General features: G+C 70.7%; 19 protein-coding genes. 11 read left to right on the top strand and 8 right to left on the bottom strand.

Features of this window, described 5'->3' with window-relative positions:
- Positions 1 to 6: 6 nt before the first annotated feature.
- From ABKA17_RS35555 to ABKA17_RS35505, 11 genes are all read left to right on the top strand, one after another.
- The gene (locus ABKA17_RS35555) at positions 7 to 318 is read left to right on the top strand and encodes an L-rhamnose mutarotase (RefSeq protein WP_353696473.1); all 312 of its coding nucleotides are present in this window, start codon (positions 7 to 9) and stop codon (positions 316 to 318) included.
- A 221-nt stretch (positions 319 to 539) separates the two neighbouring features.
- Positions 540 to 1,865: an L-fuconate dehydratase gene (locus tag ABKA17_RS35550; protein WP_353696472.1), complete on the top strand. Its 1,326-nt coding sequence runs from the start codon at positions 540 to 542 to the stop codon at positions 1,863 to 1,865.
- Positions 1,858 to 2,739 (top strand): amidohydrolase family protein, encoded by an 882-nt coding sequence (locus ABKA17_RS35545; RefSeq protein WP_353696471.1) that lies wholly within the window; start codon positions 1,858 to 1,860, stop codon positions 2,737 to 2,739. The genes ABKA17_RS35550 and ABKA17_RS35545 overlap by 8 nt, the downstream gene beginning before the upstream one ends.
- 91 nt (positions 2,740 to 2,830) lie before the next feature.
- Positions 2,831 to 3,874, top strand: coding sequence for a zinc-dependent alcohol dehydrogenase (locus tag ABKA17_RS35540; protein ID WP_353696470.1), 1,044 nt, complete (start codon positions 2,831 to 2,833; stop codon positions 3,872 to 3,874).
- Positions 3,871 to 4,632, top strand: a complete 762-nt coding sequence (locus ABKA17_RS35535; RefSeq protein WP_353696469.1) for an SDR family oxidoreductase — start codon at positions 3,871 to 3,873, stop codon at positions 4,630 to 4,632. The genes ABKA17_RS35540 and ABKA17_RS35535 overlap by 4 nt, the downstream gene beginning before the upstream one ends.
- Complete coding sequence (gene eda / locus ABKA17_RS35530; protein WP_353696468.1) at positions 4,629 to 5,258, top strand: bifunctional 4-hydroxy-2-oxoglutarate aldolase/2-dehydro-3-deoxy-phosphogluconate aldolase; 630 nt, start codon at positions 4,629 to 4,631, stop codon at positions 5,256 to 5,258. The genes ABKA17_RS35535 and eda overlap by 4 nt, the downstream gene beginning before the upstream one ends.
- Positions 5,255 to 6,304 (top strand): PfkB family carbohydrate kinase, encoded by a 1,050-nt coding sequence (locus tag ABKA17_RS35525; protein WP_353696467.1) that lies wholly within the window; start codon positions 5,255 to 5,257, stop codon positions 6,302 to 6,304. Before eda ends, ABKA17_RS35525 begins: the two co-directional genes overlap by 4 nt.
- 47 nt (positions 6,305 to 6,351) lie before the next feature.
- Complete coding sequence (locus ABKA17_RS35520; protein ID WP_353696466.1) at positions 6,352 to 7,365, top strand: aldo/keto reductase; 1,014 nt, start codon at positions 6,352 to 6,354, stop codon at positions 7,363 to 7,365.
- On the top strand, positions 7,356 to 8,078 hold the full coding sequence (locus tag ABKA17_RS35515; RefSeq protein ID WP_353696465.1) for a FadR/GntR family transcriptional regulator: 723 nt from the start codon (positions 7,356 to 7,358) through the stop codon (positions 8,076 to 8,078). Before ABKA17_RS35520 ends, ABKA17_RS35515 begins: the two co-directional genes overlap by 10 nt.
- Before the next feature lie 55 nt (positions 8,079 to 8,133).
- A complete protein-coding gene (locus ABKA17_RS35510; RefSeq protein WP_353696464.1) occupies positions 8,134 to 8,580 on the top strand; it encodes a GMC family oxidoreductase N-terminal domain-containing protein in 447 nt (148 codons plus the stop codon).
- A gap of 197 nt (positions 8,581 to 8,777) precedes the next feature.
- Positions 8,778 to 10,832 (top strand): alpha-L-fucosidase, encoded by a 2,055-nt coding sequence (locus tag ABKA17_RS35505; RefSeq protein ID WP_353696463.1) that lies wholly within the window; start codon positions 8,778 to 8,780, stop codon positions 10,830 to 10,832.
- A gap of 99 nt (positions 10,833 to 10,931) precedes the next feature.
- On the opposite strand, the gene ABKA17_RS35500 is transcribed toward ABKA17_RS35505, so the two are convergent.
- The 8 genes from ABKA17_RS35500 to ABKA17_RS35465 are packed head-to-tail and all read right to left on the bottom strand — an operon-like array spanning position 10,932 to position 18,103.
- The gene (locus ABKA17_RS35500) at positions 10,932 to 11,567 is read right to left on the bottom strand and encodes a LutC/YkgG family protein (RefSeq protein ID WP_353696462.1); all 636 of its coding nucleotides are present in this window, start codon (positions 11,565 to 11,567) and stop codon (positions 10,932 to 10,934) included.
- Positions 11,564 to 13,063, bottom strand: a complete 1,500-nt coding sequence (locus ABKA17_RS35495) for a LutB/LldF family L-lactate oxidation iron-sulfur protein (protein WP_353696461.1) — start codon at positions 13,061 to 13,063, stop codon at positions 11,564 to 11,566. Before ABKA17_RS35495 ends, ABKA17_RS35500 begins: the two co-directional genes overlap by 4 nt.
- Complete coding sequence (locus ABKA17_RS35490) at positions 13,060 to 13,800, bottom strand: (Fe-S)-binding protein (RefSeq protein WP_353696460.1); 741 nt, start codon at positions 13,798 to 13,800, stop codon at positions 13,060 to 13,062. Before ABKA17_RS35490 ends, ABKA17_RS35495 begins: the two co-directional genes overlap by 4 nt.
- Positions 13,791 to 14,699, bottom strand: coding sequence for an amidohydrolase family protein (locus ABKA17_RS35485; RefSeq protein ID WP_353696459.1), 909 nt, complete (start codon positions 14,697 to 14,699; stop codon positions 13,791 to 13,793). Before ABKA17_RS35485 ends, ABKA17_RS35490 begins: the two co-directional genes overlap by 10 nt.
- Positions 14,696 to 15,007 (bottom strand): L-rhamnose mutarotase, encoded by a 312-nt coding sequence (locus ABKA17_RS35480; protein ID WP_353696458.1) that lies wholly within the window; start codon positions 15,005 to 15,007, stop codon positions 14,696 to 14,698. The genes ABKA17_RS35485 and ABKA17_RS35480 overlap by 4 nt, the downstream gene beginning before the upstream one ends.
- Positions 15,004 to 16,014, bottom strand: a complete 1,011-nt coding sequence (locus ABKA17_RS35475; RefSeq protein ID WP_353696457.1) for an aldo/keto reductase — start codon at positions 16,012 to 16,014, stop codon at positions 15,004 to 15,006. The genes ABKA17_RS35480 and ABKA17_RS35475 overlap by 4 nt, the downstream gene beginning before the upstream one ends.
- Entirely contained in the window at positions 16,011 to 16,769 is a 759-nt protein-coding gene (locus ABKA17_RS35470) for an SDR family NAD(P)-dependent oxidoreductase (RefSeq protein WP_353696456.1), read from the bottom strand. Before ABKA17_RS35470 ends, ABKA17_RS35475 begins: the two co-directional genes overlap by 4 nt.
- Positions 16,766 to 18,103 carry an L-fuconate dehydratase gene (locus ABKA17_RS35465; RefSeq protein WP_353696455.1) on the bottom strand — a complete coding sequence of 446 codons (1,338 nt, stop codon included), beginning with the start codon at positions 18,101 to 18,103 and terminating at the stop codon, positions 16,766 to 16,768. The genes ABKA17_RS35470 and ABKA17_RS35465 overlap by 4 nt, the downstream gene beginning before the upstream one ends.
- Positions 18,104 to 18,114 lie beyond the last annotated feature (11 nt).

Genomic DNA, 18,114 nt, shown 5'->3' with positions numbered 1-18,114 from the left:
GCCCACATGAGAATCGCCCTGCACACCACGGTGCGCCCCGACCGCATCGAGGAGTACGAGGCCGCGCACCGTGAAGTCCCGGAGGAGCTGACCGACGCCATCCGGGCCGCAGGGGTGAGCGAGTGGACGATCTGGCGCAGCGGCACGGACCTCTTCCACGTGCTGGAGGTTCCTGACTACGGGGCGATGATCGCCGAGTTGGAGAAGCTTCCGGTCAACATCGCCTGGCAGGCACGGATGGGCGAGCTGCTGGCCGTCGCGCACGACTATTCGGCGGACGGCGCCGATGCCTCGCTCCCCGTGGTCTGGCAGTTGTGAGCCCGTCGTACGGGTAGCTCGCCTCTCCATGCGCCGAGCGCACCCATAGACATCCAATCTCTAGCGTGAGAATCCTGGCAAATTTACCCGAATCTCAGCAGATAAGCGCCTAGACATAGGATGTCTCTCGATCTAGTGTCATGCCGACTGGACACCGTCCGCCGCCGCTCGCCCCACAGACGGTCTTCGTTCCCGCTCGCCCCTTCACAGGAGTTGCTGTCATGTCGTCCGCCGCATCCTCACCTCCCCGCATCACCGCCTTGGACGTCCTGGACGTCCGTTTCCCGACGTCCGAGCACCTGGACGGGTCGGACGCCATGAACCCCGAGCCCGACTACTCGGCCGCCTATGTCGTCCTGCGCACCGACGCCGGCGACGGTCTGGAGGGCCACGCCCTGGCCTTCACCACCGGGCGCGGCAACGACGCGCAGGCAGCCGCCATCGCGACGCTCGCCCCGCACGTGGTCGGTCTGTCCGTCGAGGAGGTCTGCGCGAACCTCGGCACCTTCGCGCGCACCCTGGTCCACGACCCCCAACTGCGCTGGCTGGGACCGGAGAAGGGCGCCATCCACATGGCGACCGGCGCCGTCGTCAACGCCGCCTGGGACCTCGCCGCCAAGCGGGCGGGCAAGCCCGTCTGGCGCTTCCTGGCCGAGATGTCGCCCGATGAACTCGTCGCCCAGGTCGACTTCCGTTGGCTGAGCGACGCGCTGACCCCCGACGAGGCTCTGGAGATCTTCAAGCGCGCGGAGCCGGGCCGCGAGGAGCGGATCGCCCGTCTGCTGGAGCGCGGGTACCCGGCCTACACCACCACTCCCGGCTGGCTCGGATACTCCGACGACAAGCTCGCCCGCCTCGCCCGCGAGGCCGTCGCGGACGGCTTCACCCAGATCAAACTGAAGGTCGGCGCGTCCCTGGAGGACGACGTACGGCGGATGCGCACCGCCCGCGAGACCGTCGGAGACGGCATCCGCATCGCCGTCGACGCCAACCAGAGATGGGACGTCCAGCCCGCCATCGACTGGATGCGCGAGCTCGCCCCCTACCAGCCGTACTGGATCGAGGAGCCCACCTCCCCCGACGACATCCTCGGCCACGCCGCCGTCCGCAAGGCCGTCAGCCCCATCAAGGTCGCCACCGGCGAGCACATCGCCAACCGGGTCGTCTTCAAGCAGCTGTTGCAGGCGGGCGCGGTGGACATCGTGCAGATCGACTCCGCGCGCGTCGGCGGCGTCAACGAGAACATCGCCATCCTGCTGCTCGCCGCGAAGTTCGGCGTCCCGGTCTGCCCGCACGCCGGCGGCGTCGGCCTGTGCGAGATGGTGCAACACCTGTCGATGTTCGACTACGTCGCCGTCTCCGGCACCACCGAGGACCGGGTCATCGAGTACGTCGACCACCTGCACGAGCACTTCGTCGACCCGGTCCGCATCGCCGACGGCCACTACCTCGCGCCCACCCTCCCGGGACTGAGCGCGCAGATGCACCCCGAGTCGCTCAAGGAGTACACCTACCCCGACGGCCCCGTCTGGGCGGCCCGTGTCTGACACCGTGCGCCCCGGTCTCGTCGATGCCCATCACCACGTGTGGAACCTCGACCGACGCCGTCAGCCCTGGCTGGACGACCTGGGGCACGCACCGATCCGCCGCTCCTTCGGCACCGGGAACCTGCGCAGGACCGCCACCCGGACGATCGTGGGACGCGCTCTGGAGCAGACCGTGGTCGTCCAGTGCCTGGCCTCCGCGCCCGAGACCCGTGAGCTGCTGGCCCTGGCCGACGTCGATCCGCTGATCGGCGCGGTCGTCGGGTGGGTGGATCTGACCTGCCTCGCCATCAACGACATCCTCGACGGGCTGCGCACTGGTCCCGGCGGCACCCGCCTGCGAGCCGTCCGGCACATCGTGCAGGCGGAGCCGGACCCCGACTGGCTGCAGCGCCCCGTCGTGGAGGCCGGGCTGCGTGCGGTGCGCGACCACGGGCTCGGGTACGACGTCCTGATCCGAAGCCACCAGCTGCCCCAGGCGATCCGGCTCGCCGAGCAGATCCCCGACCTGCCGATCGTCCTCGACCACGCCGGGAAACCACCCCTGGCCGGCGGCGACCTGACCGACTGGGAACGGCAGATCCGCCGCCTGGCCGGACATCCGCAGGTGCGTTGCAAGTTGTCAGGCCTCGTCACCGAGGCCGACCACGAGAAGTGGACCATCGCCGACATCCGGCCGGTGTGGGACGTGCTGCTCTCCGCCTTCGGCCCGCAGCGGCTCATGTTCGGCTCCGACTGGCCGGTCTGCGTGCTCGCGGGCGGCTGGAATCTCTGGGCCGCCACCGTCGAGGAACTTCTCGCCGACTGCTCCGCGAGCGAGACCCAGGCGATCCTCGCCGACACCGCGACCGACTTCTACCGGCTACGGCCCGGCTGAGCACACCGTCCGGCAACGGACCGGACACGCCCCGCCCCGCAGTCGTAGCCCGCCCCTCACCGGCACCCGCGCCGAAAGGACCTTCACGACGATGACACTCGCAGTCCGCTACACCGCGGCCCGCACCCTGGACACGGCCCCCACGGAGAGTTCGCCGCCCGGCCCCGGCGAGGTCGAAGTGGCCCCCGCCTACGTCGGCATCTGCGGCACCGACCTGCACATCTTCCACGGCGACATGGACGCACGGGTCCAGGCGCCGGCCGTCCTCGGACACGAGATGTCCGGCCGGATCGTACGAGTGGGACCCGAGGTCGAGGGCTGGCAGCCCGGCGACGCGGTGACCGTGATGCCGCTGCGCTGGGACGACAGCTGTCCCGCTTGCCGAGCCGGCCATCGGCACATCTGCCAGCACCTCGACTTCATCGGCATCGACTCACCCGGCGCTATGCAGCAGCGCTGGACCGTACCCGCCGCCACCCTCCTGCGGCTGCCGGACTCGGTCGCCCTTGACCGGGCCGCACTCGTCGAACCGACGGCGGTCGCCGTGCACGACGTGGGCCGGGCCGAAGTGCGCGGCGGCGAACGGGTCGTGGTCGTCGGCGGCGGACCGGTGGGCGTCCTCATCGCCCTGGTCGCGCAGGCCGCGGGTGCCGATGTCCGAGTGGTCGAGCTCAGCGCCCACCGACGGCTGCTCGCCGAGGAGTTGGGGCTGACCGCCTGGGACCCGGCCGCCGTCGACGTGCCCGACCTCGTCCGGCAGTGGACCGACGACGCCGGCGCCGACGTCGCGTTCGAGGTGTCCGGCGCGGCGGGCGGGGTGGACACCGCCGTCGACGTGCTCGGCGTGCGGGGCCGACTGTGCCTGGTCGCCATCCACCCCCGGCCCCGCGAGATCAACCTGCACCGCTTCTTCTGGCGTGAACTCACGCTCGTCGGCGCCCGGTTGTACGACCGCTCCGACTTCGAGCGGGCGGTGACCCTGGTCGCGGACGGCACCATCCCCGCCGACCGGCTGATCAGCAAGGTCGTACCTCTCACCGAGGCGCCTTCGGCGTTCACGGCCCTGGAGGGCGGCGGAGACGTCATGAAGATACTCGTCGACTGCGGCAACGGCACCGAGGGAGCCCAGGCGTGAAGACCTTCGACCTGACCGGCAGACTCGCCGTCGTCACCGGCGCCCGGCGCGGCATCGGAAGGGCCATGGCCCGCGCGCTCGCCGAGGCAGGCGCCGACGTCATCGGCGTCAGCGCCTCGCTGGAGGAGTCCGGCAGCGACGTCGAGAAGGACGTCGTCGCCACGGGCCGTACCTTCGAGGCCATCCGCACCGACTTCGCCGACCCCGACGCCGTCCGCGCCCTGGGCGCCGACCTGGCCGGACGGGAACGCCCGGTCGACATCCTGGTCAACAACGCGGGCACCATCCGTCGCGCCCCGGCCGCCGAACACCCCGACGCCGACTGGGACCTGGTCCTCCAGGTCAACCTCAGCGCGCAGTTCGCGCTGACGCGGGCCGTCGGCGCGGCGATGGTGGCCCGGGGCAGGGGAAAGGTCGTCTTCACCGCGTCGCTGCTCAGCTTCCAGGGCGGGATCACCGTGCCCGGCTACACCGCCGCCAAGCACGGGATCGCCGGGCTGACCAAGGCGCTCGCCAACGAGTGGGCCCCGCACGGCGTCAACGTCAACGCCATCGCGCCGGGCTACATCGCCACCGACAACACCCAGGCCCTGCGCGACGATCCGCAGCGCAGCGGGGCGATCCTGGACCGCATCCCGGCCGGCCGGTGGGGAAGCGCGGACGATCTGGCGGGCGCCACCGTCTTCCTCGCCTCGGACGCCGCCGCCTATGTCCACGGCACCGTCCTGCCCGTCGACGGCGGATGGCTCGGCAGATGAGCACCGATGCGACCGAGGTCCTGTCCGGCGCCCGGATCCTGCCCGTGCTGACTGTGCCCGACGTCGCCACGGCGGCTCCGCTGGCCGAGGCGCTCGCCGCGGGCGGCGCCCGGTGCGCCGAGGTCACCTTCCGCACCCCGGACGCCGAACAGGCGCTGCGGGCGATGGCGGCCCACGGTGGGCTCACCGTGGGCGCCGGCACGGTCCTCACCTCCGAGCAGGCGAAGCGGGCGGTCGCGGCCGGTGCCCGATTCGTGCTGTCGCCGGGCTTCGACGCCGAAGTCGTGGACACCTGCCGGGAGCTGGGTGTTCCGGTCGTGCCGGGTATCGCCACCGCCACGGAACTGATGCGGGCCCTGCGCGCCGGACTCACCACCGTGAAGCTGTTCCCGGCCGAACCTCTGGGCGGCACCAGGCTGCTCCAGGCTCTCGCGGCGCCGTTCCCACAGGCCCGGTTCGTGCCGACGGGTGGTATCGGGCCCGAGCACCTGCCCCGGTACCTCTCCCATCCGGCGGTCCTCGCGGTCGGCGGCAGCTGGATGGCCGCCGCCGGCCACCTGGAGCGCGGCAACTACGCGGAGATCCAGAGGCTGACGGCAGAGGCCGTGGACAGGAGCGCGGCATGACCGGGCGGGGACCCGAGGTGGTCGCCCTCGGCGAGGTGATGCTGCGCTTCGACCCGGGTGAGGGCCGGATCCGCACCGCCCGCACCTTCCAGGTCTGGGAGGGAGGCGGCGAGTACAACGTCGTACGTGGCCTGCGCCGCTGCTTCGGACTGCGGACGGCAGTCGTCACCGCTCTCGTGGACAACGAGGTGGGCCGCCTCACCGAGGACCTCGTCCTGCAGGGCGGGGTCGACAACTCACTCATCCGCTGGGTTCCCGCCGACGGCATCGGCCGCACCGCCCGCAACGGCCTCAACTTCGTGAAACGCGGCTTCGGTATCCGGGGAGCCCTCGGAGTCAGCGACCGCGCGAACACCGCGGTGTCCCAGCTGCGGCCGGGCGACATTGACTGGGACTCCGTCTTCTCCACGGGCGCGCGCTGGTTCCACACCGGCGGCATCTTCGCGGGGCTGTCGGACACCACGGTCACGGCCGCCGAGGAGGCGATGACCGCCGCCCGCCGGCACGGTGTGACCGTCTCCTACGACCCCAACTACCGCCCGAGCCTGTGGTCCGGCCGGGGCGGCCCGCAGCGGGCACGCGAGGTCGACCTCCGACTGGCCCGGCACGCCGACGTCGTGGTGGGCGCGCTGGGTCTGGCGGGCGAACATCCCGGAGCGGTACGTGTCGGTGCCGACGAGGTCTCAGAGGTGCTGTCCGAGGTGGCTGCCCGGCTGCCCGAGGTGAGCGTGCTGGCGACGACCCTGCGGGGCGTGCCCTCGGCCGGGGTCAACGACTGGGCCTCGGCGGCCTGGTCGGCGCGGACAGGGTTCGTCGCGGGCCCCGAGATGCCCGGCCTGCACGTGCTGGACCGCATCGGATCCGGTGACGGGTTCGCCGCCGGCCTGATCTACGGCCTGCACACCGGGACCGGCCTTGAGCGTGCCCTCGCCTACGGCACCGCCCACGGCGCGCTCACCATGACCACCCCCGGCGACGTCTCCATGGCGTCCCTCGCCGAGGTCGAGGCACTGGTGGGCGGCGGCTCCGCCCACGTCCGCCGCTGACCGGCAACACATCACCAACACGCCACCGACGTCCCGAGGAGGGCACCTTGCACCGCAGGAAGATCGCCGACACGCCCGTCGAGCTCACCGAGCTCGGTTTCGGGGCCGCAGTCGTCGGCAACCTCTACCGGGTCACCCCGGCCCACGACGCGAGGGCCGCCGTCGACGCCGCCTGGGACTCGGGCATCCGGTACTTCGACACCGCCCCCCACTACGGCCTCGGTCTCTCCGAGCGCCGACTGGGGATGGCCCTGCGAGACCGTCCTCGCGACGAGTACGTCATCTCCTCGAAGGTCGGGCGTCTCCTGGTCCCCAACGAGCGGCCGCAGGGCGTCGACAGCGAGGGCTTCGTCGTACGGGACGATCTGCGGCGGGAGTGGGACTTCAGCCGGGACGGAGTACTCCGGTCCATCGAGGACACTCTCGAGCGCACCGGGCTGGACCGGCTGGACGTCGTGTACCTGCACGATGCCGACGACCACTGGCAGCAGGCCGCTGAGGAGGCCATGCCCGCCCTGGCGGACCTGCGGGACCAAGGAGTCGTCGGGGCCATCGGGGCCGGCATGAACCAGTCGGCCATGCCGGCCCGGTTCCTGCGCGAGACCGCCGCCGACGTGGTCATGCTGGCCGGGAGGTACAGCCTCCTCGACCAGTCGGCACTGGACGACGTCCTGCCGGCGGCGACGGAGCACGGCAAGAGCGTCGTCGCGGTCGGCGTGTTCAACTCGGGACTGCTCTCCCGCGACCGACCGGCCGAGGGCATGAAGTACGACTACCAGGACGCTCCGGTCGACCTCGTCGCGCGGGCGCGGGCCATCGCGGACGTGTGTGAGGAGCACGGTACGACCCTGCCCGCGGCGGCGATCGCTTTCCCCTTCACGCATCCCCGTATCATCAACGTCACCCTTGGCATGCGCGACGGGGACCAGGTCGCGCGGAACGCCGGACTTCACAGTCGGCCCGTTCCCGGTGGTCTCTGGGCCGATCTGCGTGCCCGGGGGCTCATCAGACCGGACGTGCCTGAAACGCACACGTATGAAGAGGGGGCACGGTGTCCCTGACGGACAAGGCCATCGAGCAGATCCGTGAGCTGATCCGGACCGGCGCCCTGGCTCCCGGTTCGAAGCTGCCGCCGGAATCGGAGCTGGCGGCCCAGCTGGGACTGTCCCGCAATCTGGCGCGCGAGGCGGTCAAGGCGCTGGCGGTCGCCCGTGTGCTGGAGGTCAAGCGCGGTGACGGCACGTATGTCACCAGCCTGCAGGCGAGTGTTCTGCTGGAGGGCCTGGGCGGTGCCGTGGAACTGCTCCAGGCCGACGCCGGCGCGCTGCTGGACCTGATGGAGGTGCGGCGGCTGCTCGAACCCGTCGCCACCGGGCTCGCCGCGACCCGTATCACCGACGAGCAGCTCGCCGAGGTCAGGCACCACCTCGACGCGATGAGGGAGGCCAGGGACGACGTCGAACTGCTCAACGCACACGACGCGGCGTTCCATCGCGCCGTAGTCGCGGCCACGGGCAACGAGTCCCTCTTGGCCTTGCTCGAAGGTGTCTCGGGCCGCACGCTGCGGGCCCGGATCTGGCGGGGCCAGGTCGACGGCTGGGCCGCGGTCAGGACCATCACGGAGCACGAGGCGATCTTCGAGGCCCTGGCCGTCCGCGACGCCTCGCTCAGCCAGGCGGCCGCACTGCTGCACGTCAGCAGTACCGAACGGTGGTTGCGGGAGCACGTCGAGTCCGGCGGCTCTACCTCCAGCCCTTCCGCGGGCTCCGACTGAGGGCGAGCCGAGTGCTCGCTCCCTGCTGCTGCTCACGGCCCACGGAGCAGGCCAGATGGGGAAGGGCCGCCGCTGTCGATCACAGCTGCGGCCCTTCATGCCGTGCGGGTCAGGAGCTGGAAGTGGGGAGGATCCTGTCCGTCTCGGGTGTGGCGGGGCGAGGCGGTATGTGCGGGCGGCCAGGGGCAGTGGTTCCAGTTCCATCAACGCGATGGTGTACATCCGTGGCAGCCAGGCCGATTACGACGGCTGGGCCGCCGCCGGGCCGCACGGCTGGTCGTACGCCGACGTCCTGCCGTACTTCCTCCGTGCCGAAGGGAACGACGAGGCGCGGACGATTTCCACGGCGCGGACGGGCCGTTGGCGGTCAGTGACGGCCGCTCCCGTCACCCGCTCGCTTCGGCGTTCGTCGAAGCCGCCCTCCAGGCGGGGGTCACGGGGCAGTGAGCTACCGATAGATCCGATGTATAGCAGGCGTCTGATTTGGAAGGTGACCTTCTAGGCTCGACTCCCCTCTAGAAACGTCCGTTTACTGTGCTGTTTTGGTTGAATCTCGTCCCAGCTATAGACGCAACCACCTTCAGGCTCCTATAAATCCATCCGATGTCTAGTTCAGGGCGACGGGAAGCACGGCCGATCACGTCGACGTGCCGTTCCTGACGTCCTGTCATCCCGACTCTCGACACATGGAGCCGCACCGTGTCCTCTGCCTCCCTCAGCAGACGCTCTTTGATGAAGGCCGCCGCCCTCGCCGGAGGAGTGGCGGCCTTCGGGCTGCCGCAGGTCCTCTGGCCCTCCGTCGCCGAGGCGTACACCGTCCCCTCGAAGATGGACTGGTGGTACCAGGCCAGGTTCGGGATGTTCATCCACTTCGGGTCGTACTCGTACCGCGGCCAGGGCGAGTGGGCGTTCGACAGCCAGCAGTGGAGCAAGTCGGACTACCAGACGCAGGTCACCGCGAACTTCAACCCGACCCAGTTCAACGCCGCCACCATCGCCGAACTGGCCAAGAACGCCGGCATGAAGTACATCGTGATCACCGCGAAGCACCACGAGGGCTTCGCGATGTGGGACTCCAACGTCCCCGGCTTCACCGACACCACAGGCAGCAAGCAGTACAACCTGCACGACTACAACGGCATCCAGACCGACCTGCTCATGGACCTCAAGACGGAGTGCGAGAGCCGAGGCATCAAGTTCTGCCTCTACTACTCGATCCTCGACTGGAACCACCCGTCCCAGATCGACCGTCACGAGGGCGGTCTCACCACGATGTCCTCGCAGGCCGCCCGCAGCGCCTACATCGCCGACATGAAGGCGCAGCTCCAGGAACTCCTGGACCGCTACGACCCGGCGCTGCTGTGGTTCGACGGCGACTGGTTCGACGAGCCTTCCAGCCCCACCCTCGAGGACTGGTGGCTGACATCGGACGGCCAAGGCCTCTACGACTGGCTGATCGCCCGCAAGCCCGGCCTCATCGTCAACGAGCGGGTCAAGCGGGACCACGGCCTGGGCGACTACGCGGTCGCGGAGTTCGGCATACCCAGCACGCCGATGGGCCGGCCGTGGGAGCGGTGCGCCACCATGAACGGCGCCTGGGGTTACGACGCGTCGAAGGAGAACTCCTACCGATCGGTCTCGGACATCGTCCGCGAGCTCGTGACGGTCGTCTCCCGGGACGGCAACCACCTGCTGAACATCGGCCCCAAGGGCGACGGTTCGGTCAGCGCGGGAACCCAGACCGTCCTGAACGGTCTGGCCTCATGGATGTCGACGTACAGCGACAGCATTCACGGCACCAGCGGCAGCCCGTTCGCCGCGGAACCCGCCTGGGGGAAGGTCACCAAGAAGACCGGCAAGCTCTTCGCCCACGTCTTCACCTGGCCCACGAACGGGCAGCTGCGGATCCCGGCGATCGACAACACGATCAGCCGCGTCTATCTGCTGAACAACCCCTCGGTCTCGCTCCCGTACACGGTCACCGACCAGATCAACGTCACCGTTCCCGCCACCGCTCCGAACGCCATCGACTCCGTGGTGTGCGTCGAGGTACAGGGCATGCCCGTGCGGGTCTCGGCGACGGTGTTCCAGAATGTCAACTACGAAGGCTCCCGGGCCGTCCTGGCGCTGGGCGGCTACACCTCCGCCCAGCTGTCCGCCGCCGGCCTGGGACCCGCCATGACCTCCTCCCTCCTGGTGCCCGACGGCTACCAGGTCACGGGCTACTCCGGCGACAACTTCACCGGCACCGCCTGGACGTTCACCTCGAACACCCCCGACCTCCGGGTGACCGGCAACAACGACGTCATCGCCTCGCTGAAGGTGACGTTCAGGCCCGACAAGTACTTCCGGCTGGCCAATGTCACGAACCATCTGGTGCTGGACAGCGGCGGCAACGTCGCGAGCGGCTCGAACCTCAAGCAGTGGGAGGCGGTGAACAGCAACAATCTCCAGTGGCAGGCCATCGAACTCGGGAACGGCTACTACCGGCTCGTCAACCGCACCAACGGCATGGTCGCCGACGGCTGGGGCGCCACCAACAACGGCGACCCTGCCCGGCAGAAGGCCTGGGACGGCGGCAACACCCAGCAATGGCAGATCGTGCACCGAGGCCAAGGCCAGTACTCCATCGCCAACCGCAGCACGGGACTGGTCCTCGACGGCGGCGGAATGGTCGCCTCGGGGTCGGTGACCAAGCAGTGGACGTGGCAGCAGAGCAACAACCTGCTGTGGACGATCAGCCCGGTCGGCTGAGAGCAGCTCAAGGACACAGCTGAGCAGTGACATCAATGCGGCGGCGCTGAAGGGCGCCGCCGCACTGGGCTTTTGTCCGCCGAGCCGTGCCCGGTGCCGCTACGCGTCCTCGATCACGACGATGTCCAGGACGCGCGGCCCATGCACGCCTTCCACCCGTTCCAGTTCGATGTCGCTGGTGGCCGACGGGCCGGAGATCAACGTCAGCGGCCGGTACGGGTCCAGCCGTTCCAGCGCCTCGGGCACGTCGGGAGCGATCTGGCTCGCCCGGACCACGCAGATGTGCTGGTCCGGCAGCAGGGTCAGGGCCCGGCGGCCCTGGCCGGGGCCGTGGTCGAGGGTCACGGTTCCGGTGACGGCGATGGCGATGGCGACGGTGGTGATCACGGCGTCCGCCGCGTCGAGTTGGTCCACCGTCAGCGGCGGAACGTCCTCCAGCCGCGACCAGGGCCCCTCGGGAACGAGATCCTCGGGGAGTCCCGGAGGCAGGACCACGGACCGTGCTCCGGTGCGTGCCAGGGCGCGCCCGACGGCGGCCGCGGCGCCGGCCGGCCGCACACGGACTACCGTCGCCCGGTATTCGGCGGCGCGTTCGGTGAACAGCCCGACGATGTCCGGCCCCGCGTGGTCCGCACGACGTCCGTGCGGCACCGGGACGTCCACGGGGTGCTCGGAGTCCGGCACGTTTCCGAGAGCCGCCCGCACCGAGCTGAGGACTGTCTCGCGCCCGCTCATCGTGCTTCCTTCCCTTGCGCCGTCGTACGGCCTTCGTCTCGTCGCGTTGTTCTCGTACGGCGCCACCAGGCACGCATCGACTCCCGGGCCGGCACGGGAGCGTCCCGGGTCGCGGACCAGCCGGCGAGGGGGCCCGGCAGGAAGCCGATCCGGCCCTCGCGAGCCACCAGGCGGGCCCCGAGGGCTGCGAGTCGCTGGACCGCCGCCAGGCGTTTGGGGGAGGACAGCACCGTCGCCGCGGCCTTCATGGCCAGTGCCTCGGTGGTGGGCAGCAGCCGGTCCCGGCGCTTCGCCTCGACGACCTCGGCTCGCAGATGGGCCAGCACCTCGGGGATGTCGATCTTCACGGGGCATGCGTCGTAGCAGGCGCCGCACAGGGTCGAGGCGAAGGGCAGTGAGGCGGCGTTCTCGACGCCGACGAGCTGTGGGGTCAGGACGGCGCCGATCGGCCCGGGGTAGACGGAGCCGTAGGCGTGGCCGCCGGTGCGCTCGTAGACGGGGCAGACGTTCAGGCAGGCCGAGCAGCGGATGCAGTTCAGCGCCTGGCGGCCCACCTCGTCGGCGAGGGTGGCGGTTCGGCCGTTGTCGAGGAGCACCAGGTGGAAGTCCCGGGGGCCGTCGCCCTCGGTGACGCCGGTCCACAACGAGGTGTACGGGTTCATACGCTCGCCCGTGGACGAGCGGGGCAGCAGCTGGAGGAAGACGTCCAGGTCGGCGAAGGACGGCAGCACCTTCTCGATCCCCATGACGGTGATCAGTGTCTCCGGCAGCGTCAGGCACATCCGCCCGTTGCCCTCCGACTCCACGACCACCACCGTGCCGGTGTCGGCGGCGGCGAAGTTGGCACCGGAGACGGCCACCTTGGCCCGCAGGAACTTCTCCCGCAGATGGAGCCGGGCCGCTTCGGCGAGGTCGCGCGGGTCGTCGGTGAGGGTGTCGGGGGCGGGTTTGCCCCATGCCCGCATCTCCTGGCGGAAGATCTCCCGGATCTCGGAGCGGCCCCGGTGGATGGCCGGCACGAGGATGTGCGAGGGCCGGTCGCCGCCCAACTGCACGATGAGCTCGGCGAGATCGGTCTCGTACGCGCGGATGCCGGCGTCGGCGAGAGCCTCGTTGAGGCCGATCTCCTGCGTGGCCATCGACTTGACCTTGACGACTTCGCGCTCGCCGGTCTTCTGGACCAGTTCGGTGACGATGCGGTTGGCCTCGGCGGCGTCCGCCGCCCAGTGGACCGTTCCGCCCGCGGCGGTCACCGCCTTCTCCAGCCGCAGGAGATGGTGGTCGAGGTGGCGCAGCGTGCGGCGCTTGATCGTCGCGGCCGTCTCCCGCAGCTCCTCCCAGTCCTCCAGTTCGGCGGCGACCGCGAGGCGCTTGTCGCGGATGGTGCCGGTGGCCCGGCGCAGGTTCGCCCGCAGCCGGGTGTCGGCGAGTGCCTCGCGCGCGGCCTCGGGGAAGGCTGGTGTGCCCAGCCATACGACGTTGTCGGCGCCGCTCACCGTGCGCCCCCTTCCGTGGCGGCCAGGATCTCGGCCAGGTGCAGGGTCCCGACGCCGGTGCGGAGCCGGGACAGGCCGCCGCCGATGTGCGTGAGACAGGAGTTGTCGCCCGCGGTCAGGAACTCGGCGCCGGTGTCCAGGACATGGCGCATCTTGTCCGCCAGCATGGCGTTGGAGACGTCGGCGTTCTTCAGCGCGAACGTGCCGCCGAAACCGCAGCACGAGTCGGCGGCGGGCAGTTCGACGAGGTCGATGCCCTTCACCGCGCGCAGCAGCCTGAGCGGGCGGTCGCCGACGCGCAGCATGCGCAGTGAATGGCAGGTGGGGTGGTAGGTGACCCGGTGCGGGAAGTACGCGCCGACGTCGGTGACGCCGAGCACGTCGACGAGGAGTTCCGACAGTTCGTACACCGTGGGTGCCACCTGTTCGACCGCCTCGGCGAGGGCGGTGTCCCCGTACTGGGCGGCGACCGTCCGGTGGTGGTCGCGCACCATGCCGGCGCAGGATCCGGAGGGGGCGACGACGGCGTCGTAGCCCGCGAAGACCTCGGTGAAGCGGCGCACCATGGGCAGGGTCTCGGGGCGGTAGCCGGTGTTGAAGTGCATCTGGCCGCAGCAGGTCTGCGCCTGTGGGAACTCCACGGTGTGGCCGAGGCGTTCCAGGAGCGCGGTCACCGCCTGGCCGGTGCGGGGGAACATGGTGTCGTTGAAGCAGGTGATGAAGAGAGCTATGCGCATGGTGCTTCCTGGAGTGGGCCCGGCGATCCGTTGACGGTCAGGCCGTAGGTCCGTGCGGCGGTGCCGGTGAAGACCTCGTGGCGTTCTGCGGGGGTGAGCCAGGCCGTCAGCTTCTGTGCCGTGTCGGCCACTTGGCCGTAGGAGGCGGCGAGCCGGCAGACCGGCCAGTCGGAGCCGAACATGACGCGTTCGGGACCGAAGGCGTCCAGGACCGTGTCGGTGTACGGCCTGAGGTCCTCGATGGTCCAGGTGCCCCAGTCCGCCTCGGTGACCAGGCCGGACAGTTTGCAGACGGTGTTGGGGAGGGCGGCGAACCACCGGATCTCCTCGGCCCATGGGTCCAGGGCGCCGGAGGCGATGGGCGGCTTGCCCGCGTGGTCCAGGACGAACGTGAGGTGCGGCAGGCGCGCGGCGGCCTCGGCGGCGGCCCTGAGTTGATGAGGCTTCACCACCAGGTCGTAGACGAGTCCCGCTTGGGCCACCGCGGTCAGGCCGCGCAGCACGTCGGGGCGCACGAGCCAACGAGGGTCCGGTTCTCCCTGCACCTGATGGCGGATGCCGACCAGGTACTCGCCACCGAAGCCCGCGCGCAACCACGCGAGAGCGTCGGCGACATGAGGGGCGGTGAGGTCGGTCCAGCCGACCACGCCGGCGATCAGATCGCTTGACGCGGCGAGGGCGAGGAACTCCGGTGTCTCCTCCGGCACGGTGATCGTCTGTACCAGCACGGTGGCGGAGACGCCGGCGGCGCGGGCCTCCGGCGCCAGGTCGGCGAGGGTGAAGTCACGGCGCAGTGAAGCGAGTTCGGGGCCGGTGATCCAGTTCTGGTCCCGCACCGAGAGCTGCCACACATGGTGGTGGGCGTCGATGATGCCCGGCCAGGGATGTGGCACGGTCACAGCTGCCATACCATCGGCAGCGAGGCGTCGGCGCCCTCTGCGGAGTAGTCGTGGACGACGTCCAGCAGCTCGGCCATCCGCGCCTGCCAGGCGATGTTGACCGGCAGTTTCTCCAACGCGGCGATCATCGCCGGGTAGTCCTCGACCTCCAGGACGTGGAACAGGTCGGCGCCGCTGCGCCAGATCGTCCACTCGCTCGCCCCGGCGGCGCGGATCGCTGCGGTCAGCTCCTCGGGCACCTCCCGGTGCGCCGCCTCGTACTCCTCGACGCGGTCGGCGCGGACCCTGGTGTGCAGGGCGATCCTCATGAGGGCTCCTTCGACGGCGTCGATACGGGGACGGGGGTGCCCTCGGCGAGCAGCCCCTCGGCGCGCAGTTCGTCCCACAGGGCGTCAGGGATCGGGCGGCGCAGCTGCTCGACGGTGTCGTGTACCTCTTCGGGGGAGCGGGCGCCGGTCAGGACGCTCACGATCGCGGGGTGGCCGAAGGGGAAGCGCAGGGCGGCGGCGCGCAGCGGAACGCCGTGGCGCTCGGTCACCTCCAGCAGGCGCAGCGCGCGGTCGAGCACCGGCTGGGGCGCCGGGGCGTAGTCGTACGTGGCGCCGGGGCGCGGGGCGGTGAGCAGCCCGGAGTTGAAGACGCCGCCGATGACCACGCTCCGGCCGCGGGCGGCGGCCTCCGGCAGCAGTTCGGTGAGGCCGTCCTGGTCCAGGAGGGTGTAGCGGCCGGCCAGCAGCACCACGTCGATGTCGGTCTCGCGCAGGAAGCGGGTGGGCAGCACCGACTGGTTCATGCCGATGCCGATGGCCCCCACCACGCCTTCGGTGCGCAGGCGTTCGAGCGCCGGGTACGCCTCGCGCAGCACCTGCTCGGCGTGGTCGTCCGGGTCGTGCAGCAGGGCCACGTCGATCCGGTCGAGGCCGAGGCGGTCCAGGCTCGCCTCCAGCGAGCGCAGCACTCCGTCCGCGGTGAAGTCCCAGACGCGGCGGTGGGTCGCGGAGACGGCGAAGCCGTTCGCGAGGTCGTCGTCGCAGTCGCCCTGCGGGTCGGGTACGAGCAGTCGGCCCACCTTGGTGGAGACGGTGTAGGTGTCCCGAGGGCGGTTGCGCAATGCCATGCCGAGCCGACGTTCCGACAGGCCGAGCCCGTAGTGGGGTGCGGTGTCGAAGGTGCGGACTCCGGCGTCCCAGGCCGCCTCCACGGTGGCGAGGGCGGCCTCGTCGGTGACGGGCCGGTACAGGTTGCCGAGGCCGGCGCAGCCGAGCGCGAGTGGCGTGACCTCGACCGCGCTGCCGCCCAGCGTGGTGGTCCTCACGACCGGCTCGCCGGGCGCAGTCGTAGCCCCTGCATGCCGCCGTCCACCGCGAGGGCGGTGCCGGTGACGGACGCCGCGGCCGGACTGGCGAGGTAGACGATGGCGGCTGCCACCTCGTCGGCGGTGACCAGACGGCCCAGGGGCTGGCGGGCGTTGAGCGCGGCACGCTCTGCTTCCGGGTCGTCGGCGGCGTCCAGCAGCCGGCCCACCCAGGGGGTGTCGGCGGTGCCGGGGTTGACGCAGTTGACGCGGATGCCCTCGCGGACGTGGTCGGCGGCCATGGCCAGGGTGAGGGAGAGCACGGCGCCCTTGCTGGCGCAGTACAGCGCGCGCTGCGGGAGTCCGGCGGTGGCCCCGATGGAGCAGGTGTTGACGACGGCCGCATGCGCGGACCTGCGCAGATGGGGGAGTGCGGCCCGGGTGGTGCGGACCATGCCGAGGACGTTGACGTCCAGGACGCGGTGCCACTGCTCGTCGGGGTTGTCCTCGACGGTTCCGATGGCGCCGATGCCCGCGTTGTTGACGAGGATGTCGATGCCGCCCAGCGCGGTGGCCGCAGCTTCGACGGCGGAGCGCACCGAGGCGTCGTCGCTCACATCGGCCCTGAGTCCGAGCAACGGCTTCGGCACACCGGCGGGTTCGAGGTCGAGGACGGCCACTGCCGCGCCCTGCGCGGCCAGGGCGTGGGCCGTGGCGAGCCCGATTCCGGCGGCGCCTCCGGTGACGACGGCTCTGAGACCTGACAGACCGGTCATGCCGCATCCTCCTGTCCGGCGCGGTCGGCCACCCAGAACGTCCCGTCGGGGTAGCGGTATTGGTCGATGGACTCCTCGCGCATGGTGGCGGAGAAGCCGGGGTCGAGCGGCGCGGTGTAGTGGCCGTCGCGCATCACCACGGGTGCGGTGAAGTGCTGGTGGAGGTGGTCGACGTATTCGATGACCCGGTTCTCGGTGGTGCCGGACAGGGTCAGGTAGTCGAACATCGACAGGTGCTGCACCAGCTCGCACAGCCCCACTCCGCCGGCGTGCGGGCACACCGGCACCCCGAACTTGGCGGCCAGCAGCAGGATGGCGAGGTTCTCGTTGACCCCGCCCACCCGGGCGGCGTCGATCTGGAGGACGTCGAGGGCGCCGGCCTGCAGGAGCTGCTTGAAGACGATGCGGTTCTGGACGTGCTCGCCGGTGGCGACCTTGACCGGGGCGACCGCCTCGCGGATCGTGGCGTGGCCGAGGACGTCGTCGGGGCTGGTGGGCTCCTCGATCCAGTACGGGTCGAACTCGGCGAGGCTGTTGGTCCACTCGATCGCCTCGTCGACGTTCCAGCGCTGGTTGGCGTCGATGGCGATGCGGATGTCCGGTCCGACGGCGGCCCGGGCGGCGCGCATCCGCCGGATGTCGTCGTCGAGGTCGGCGCCGACCTTGAGCTTGATCTGCGTGAAGCCGTCGGCGACGGCCTGCTTGGCGAGCCGGGTGAGCTTGTCGTCGGAGTAGCCGAGCCAGCCGGGGGAGGTGGTGTAGCCGGGGTAGCCGCGCTCCAGCAGGGTCGTCTCGCGCTCGGCGAGCCCCGTGCGGCCCTCGCGCAGCAGCCCCAGGGCGTCCTTGGGGGTGAGGGCGTCGGCGATGTAGCGGAAGTCGACCTGGGAGACCAGCCACTCGGGCTCGGCGTGGGCGAGCAGCTGCCACAGCGGCTTGTTCGCCCGCTTGGCGGCGAGATCCCACACGGCGTTCACGACGGCGCCGATCGCCATGTGCATCACGCCCTTCTCGGGGCCGAGCCAGCGCAGTTGACTGTCCCCGATCAGGTCGCGGCTGAGCGAGCCCGGGTCGGTGCACAGCTTTGCCACGTCACGCCCCACCACGTGCGGCAGCAGTGCGTTGATCGCGGCGACCTGGACGTCGTTGCCGCGTCCGATGGTGAAGGTGAAGCCGTGGCCCTCGAGCCCGTCGCCGGCGTCGGTGCGCAGCACGACGTAGGCGGCGGAGTAGTCGGGGTCCGGGTTCATCGCGTCCGAGCCGTCCAGTTCCCGTGAGGTCGGGAAGCGGACGTCGTAGGTGTCGACCGCGGTGATCCGGGCTGAGTTGGCAGTCAAGGGGATGCCTT

The sequence above is a fragment of the Streptomyces sp. RG80 genome (assembly GCF_040446465.1).
Classification (GTDB): domain Bacteria; phylum Actinomycetota; class Actinomycetes; order Streptomycetales; family Streptomycetaceae; genus Streptomyces.
This window is presented reverse-complemented; position numbering and strand designations above follow the sequence as displayed.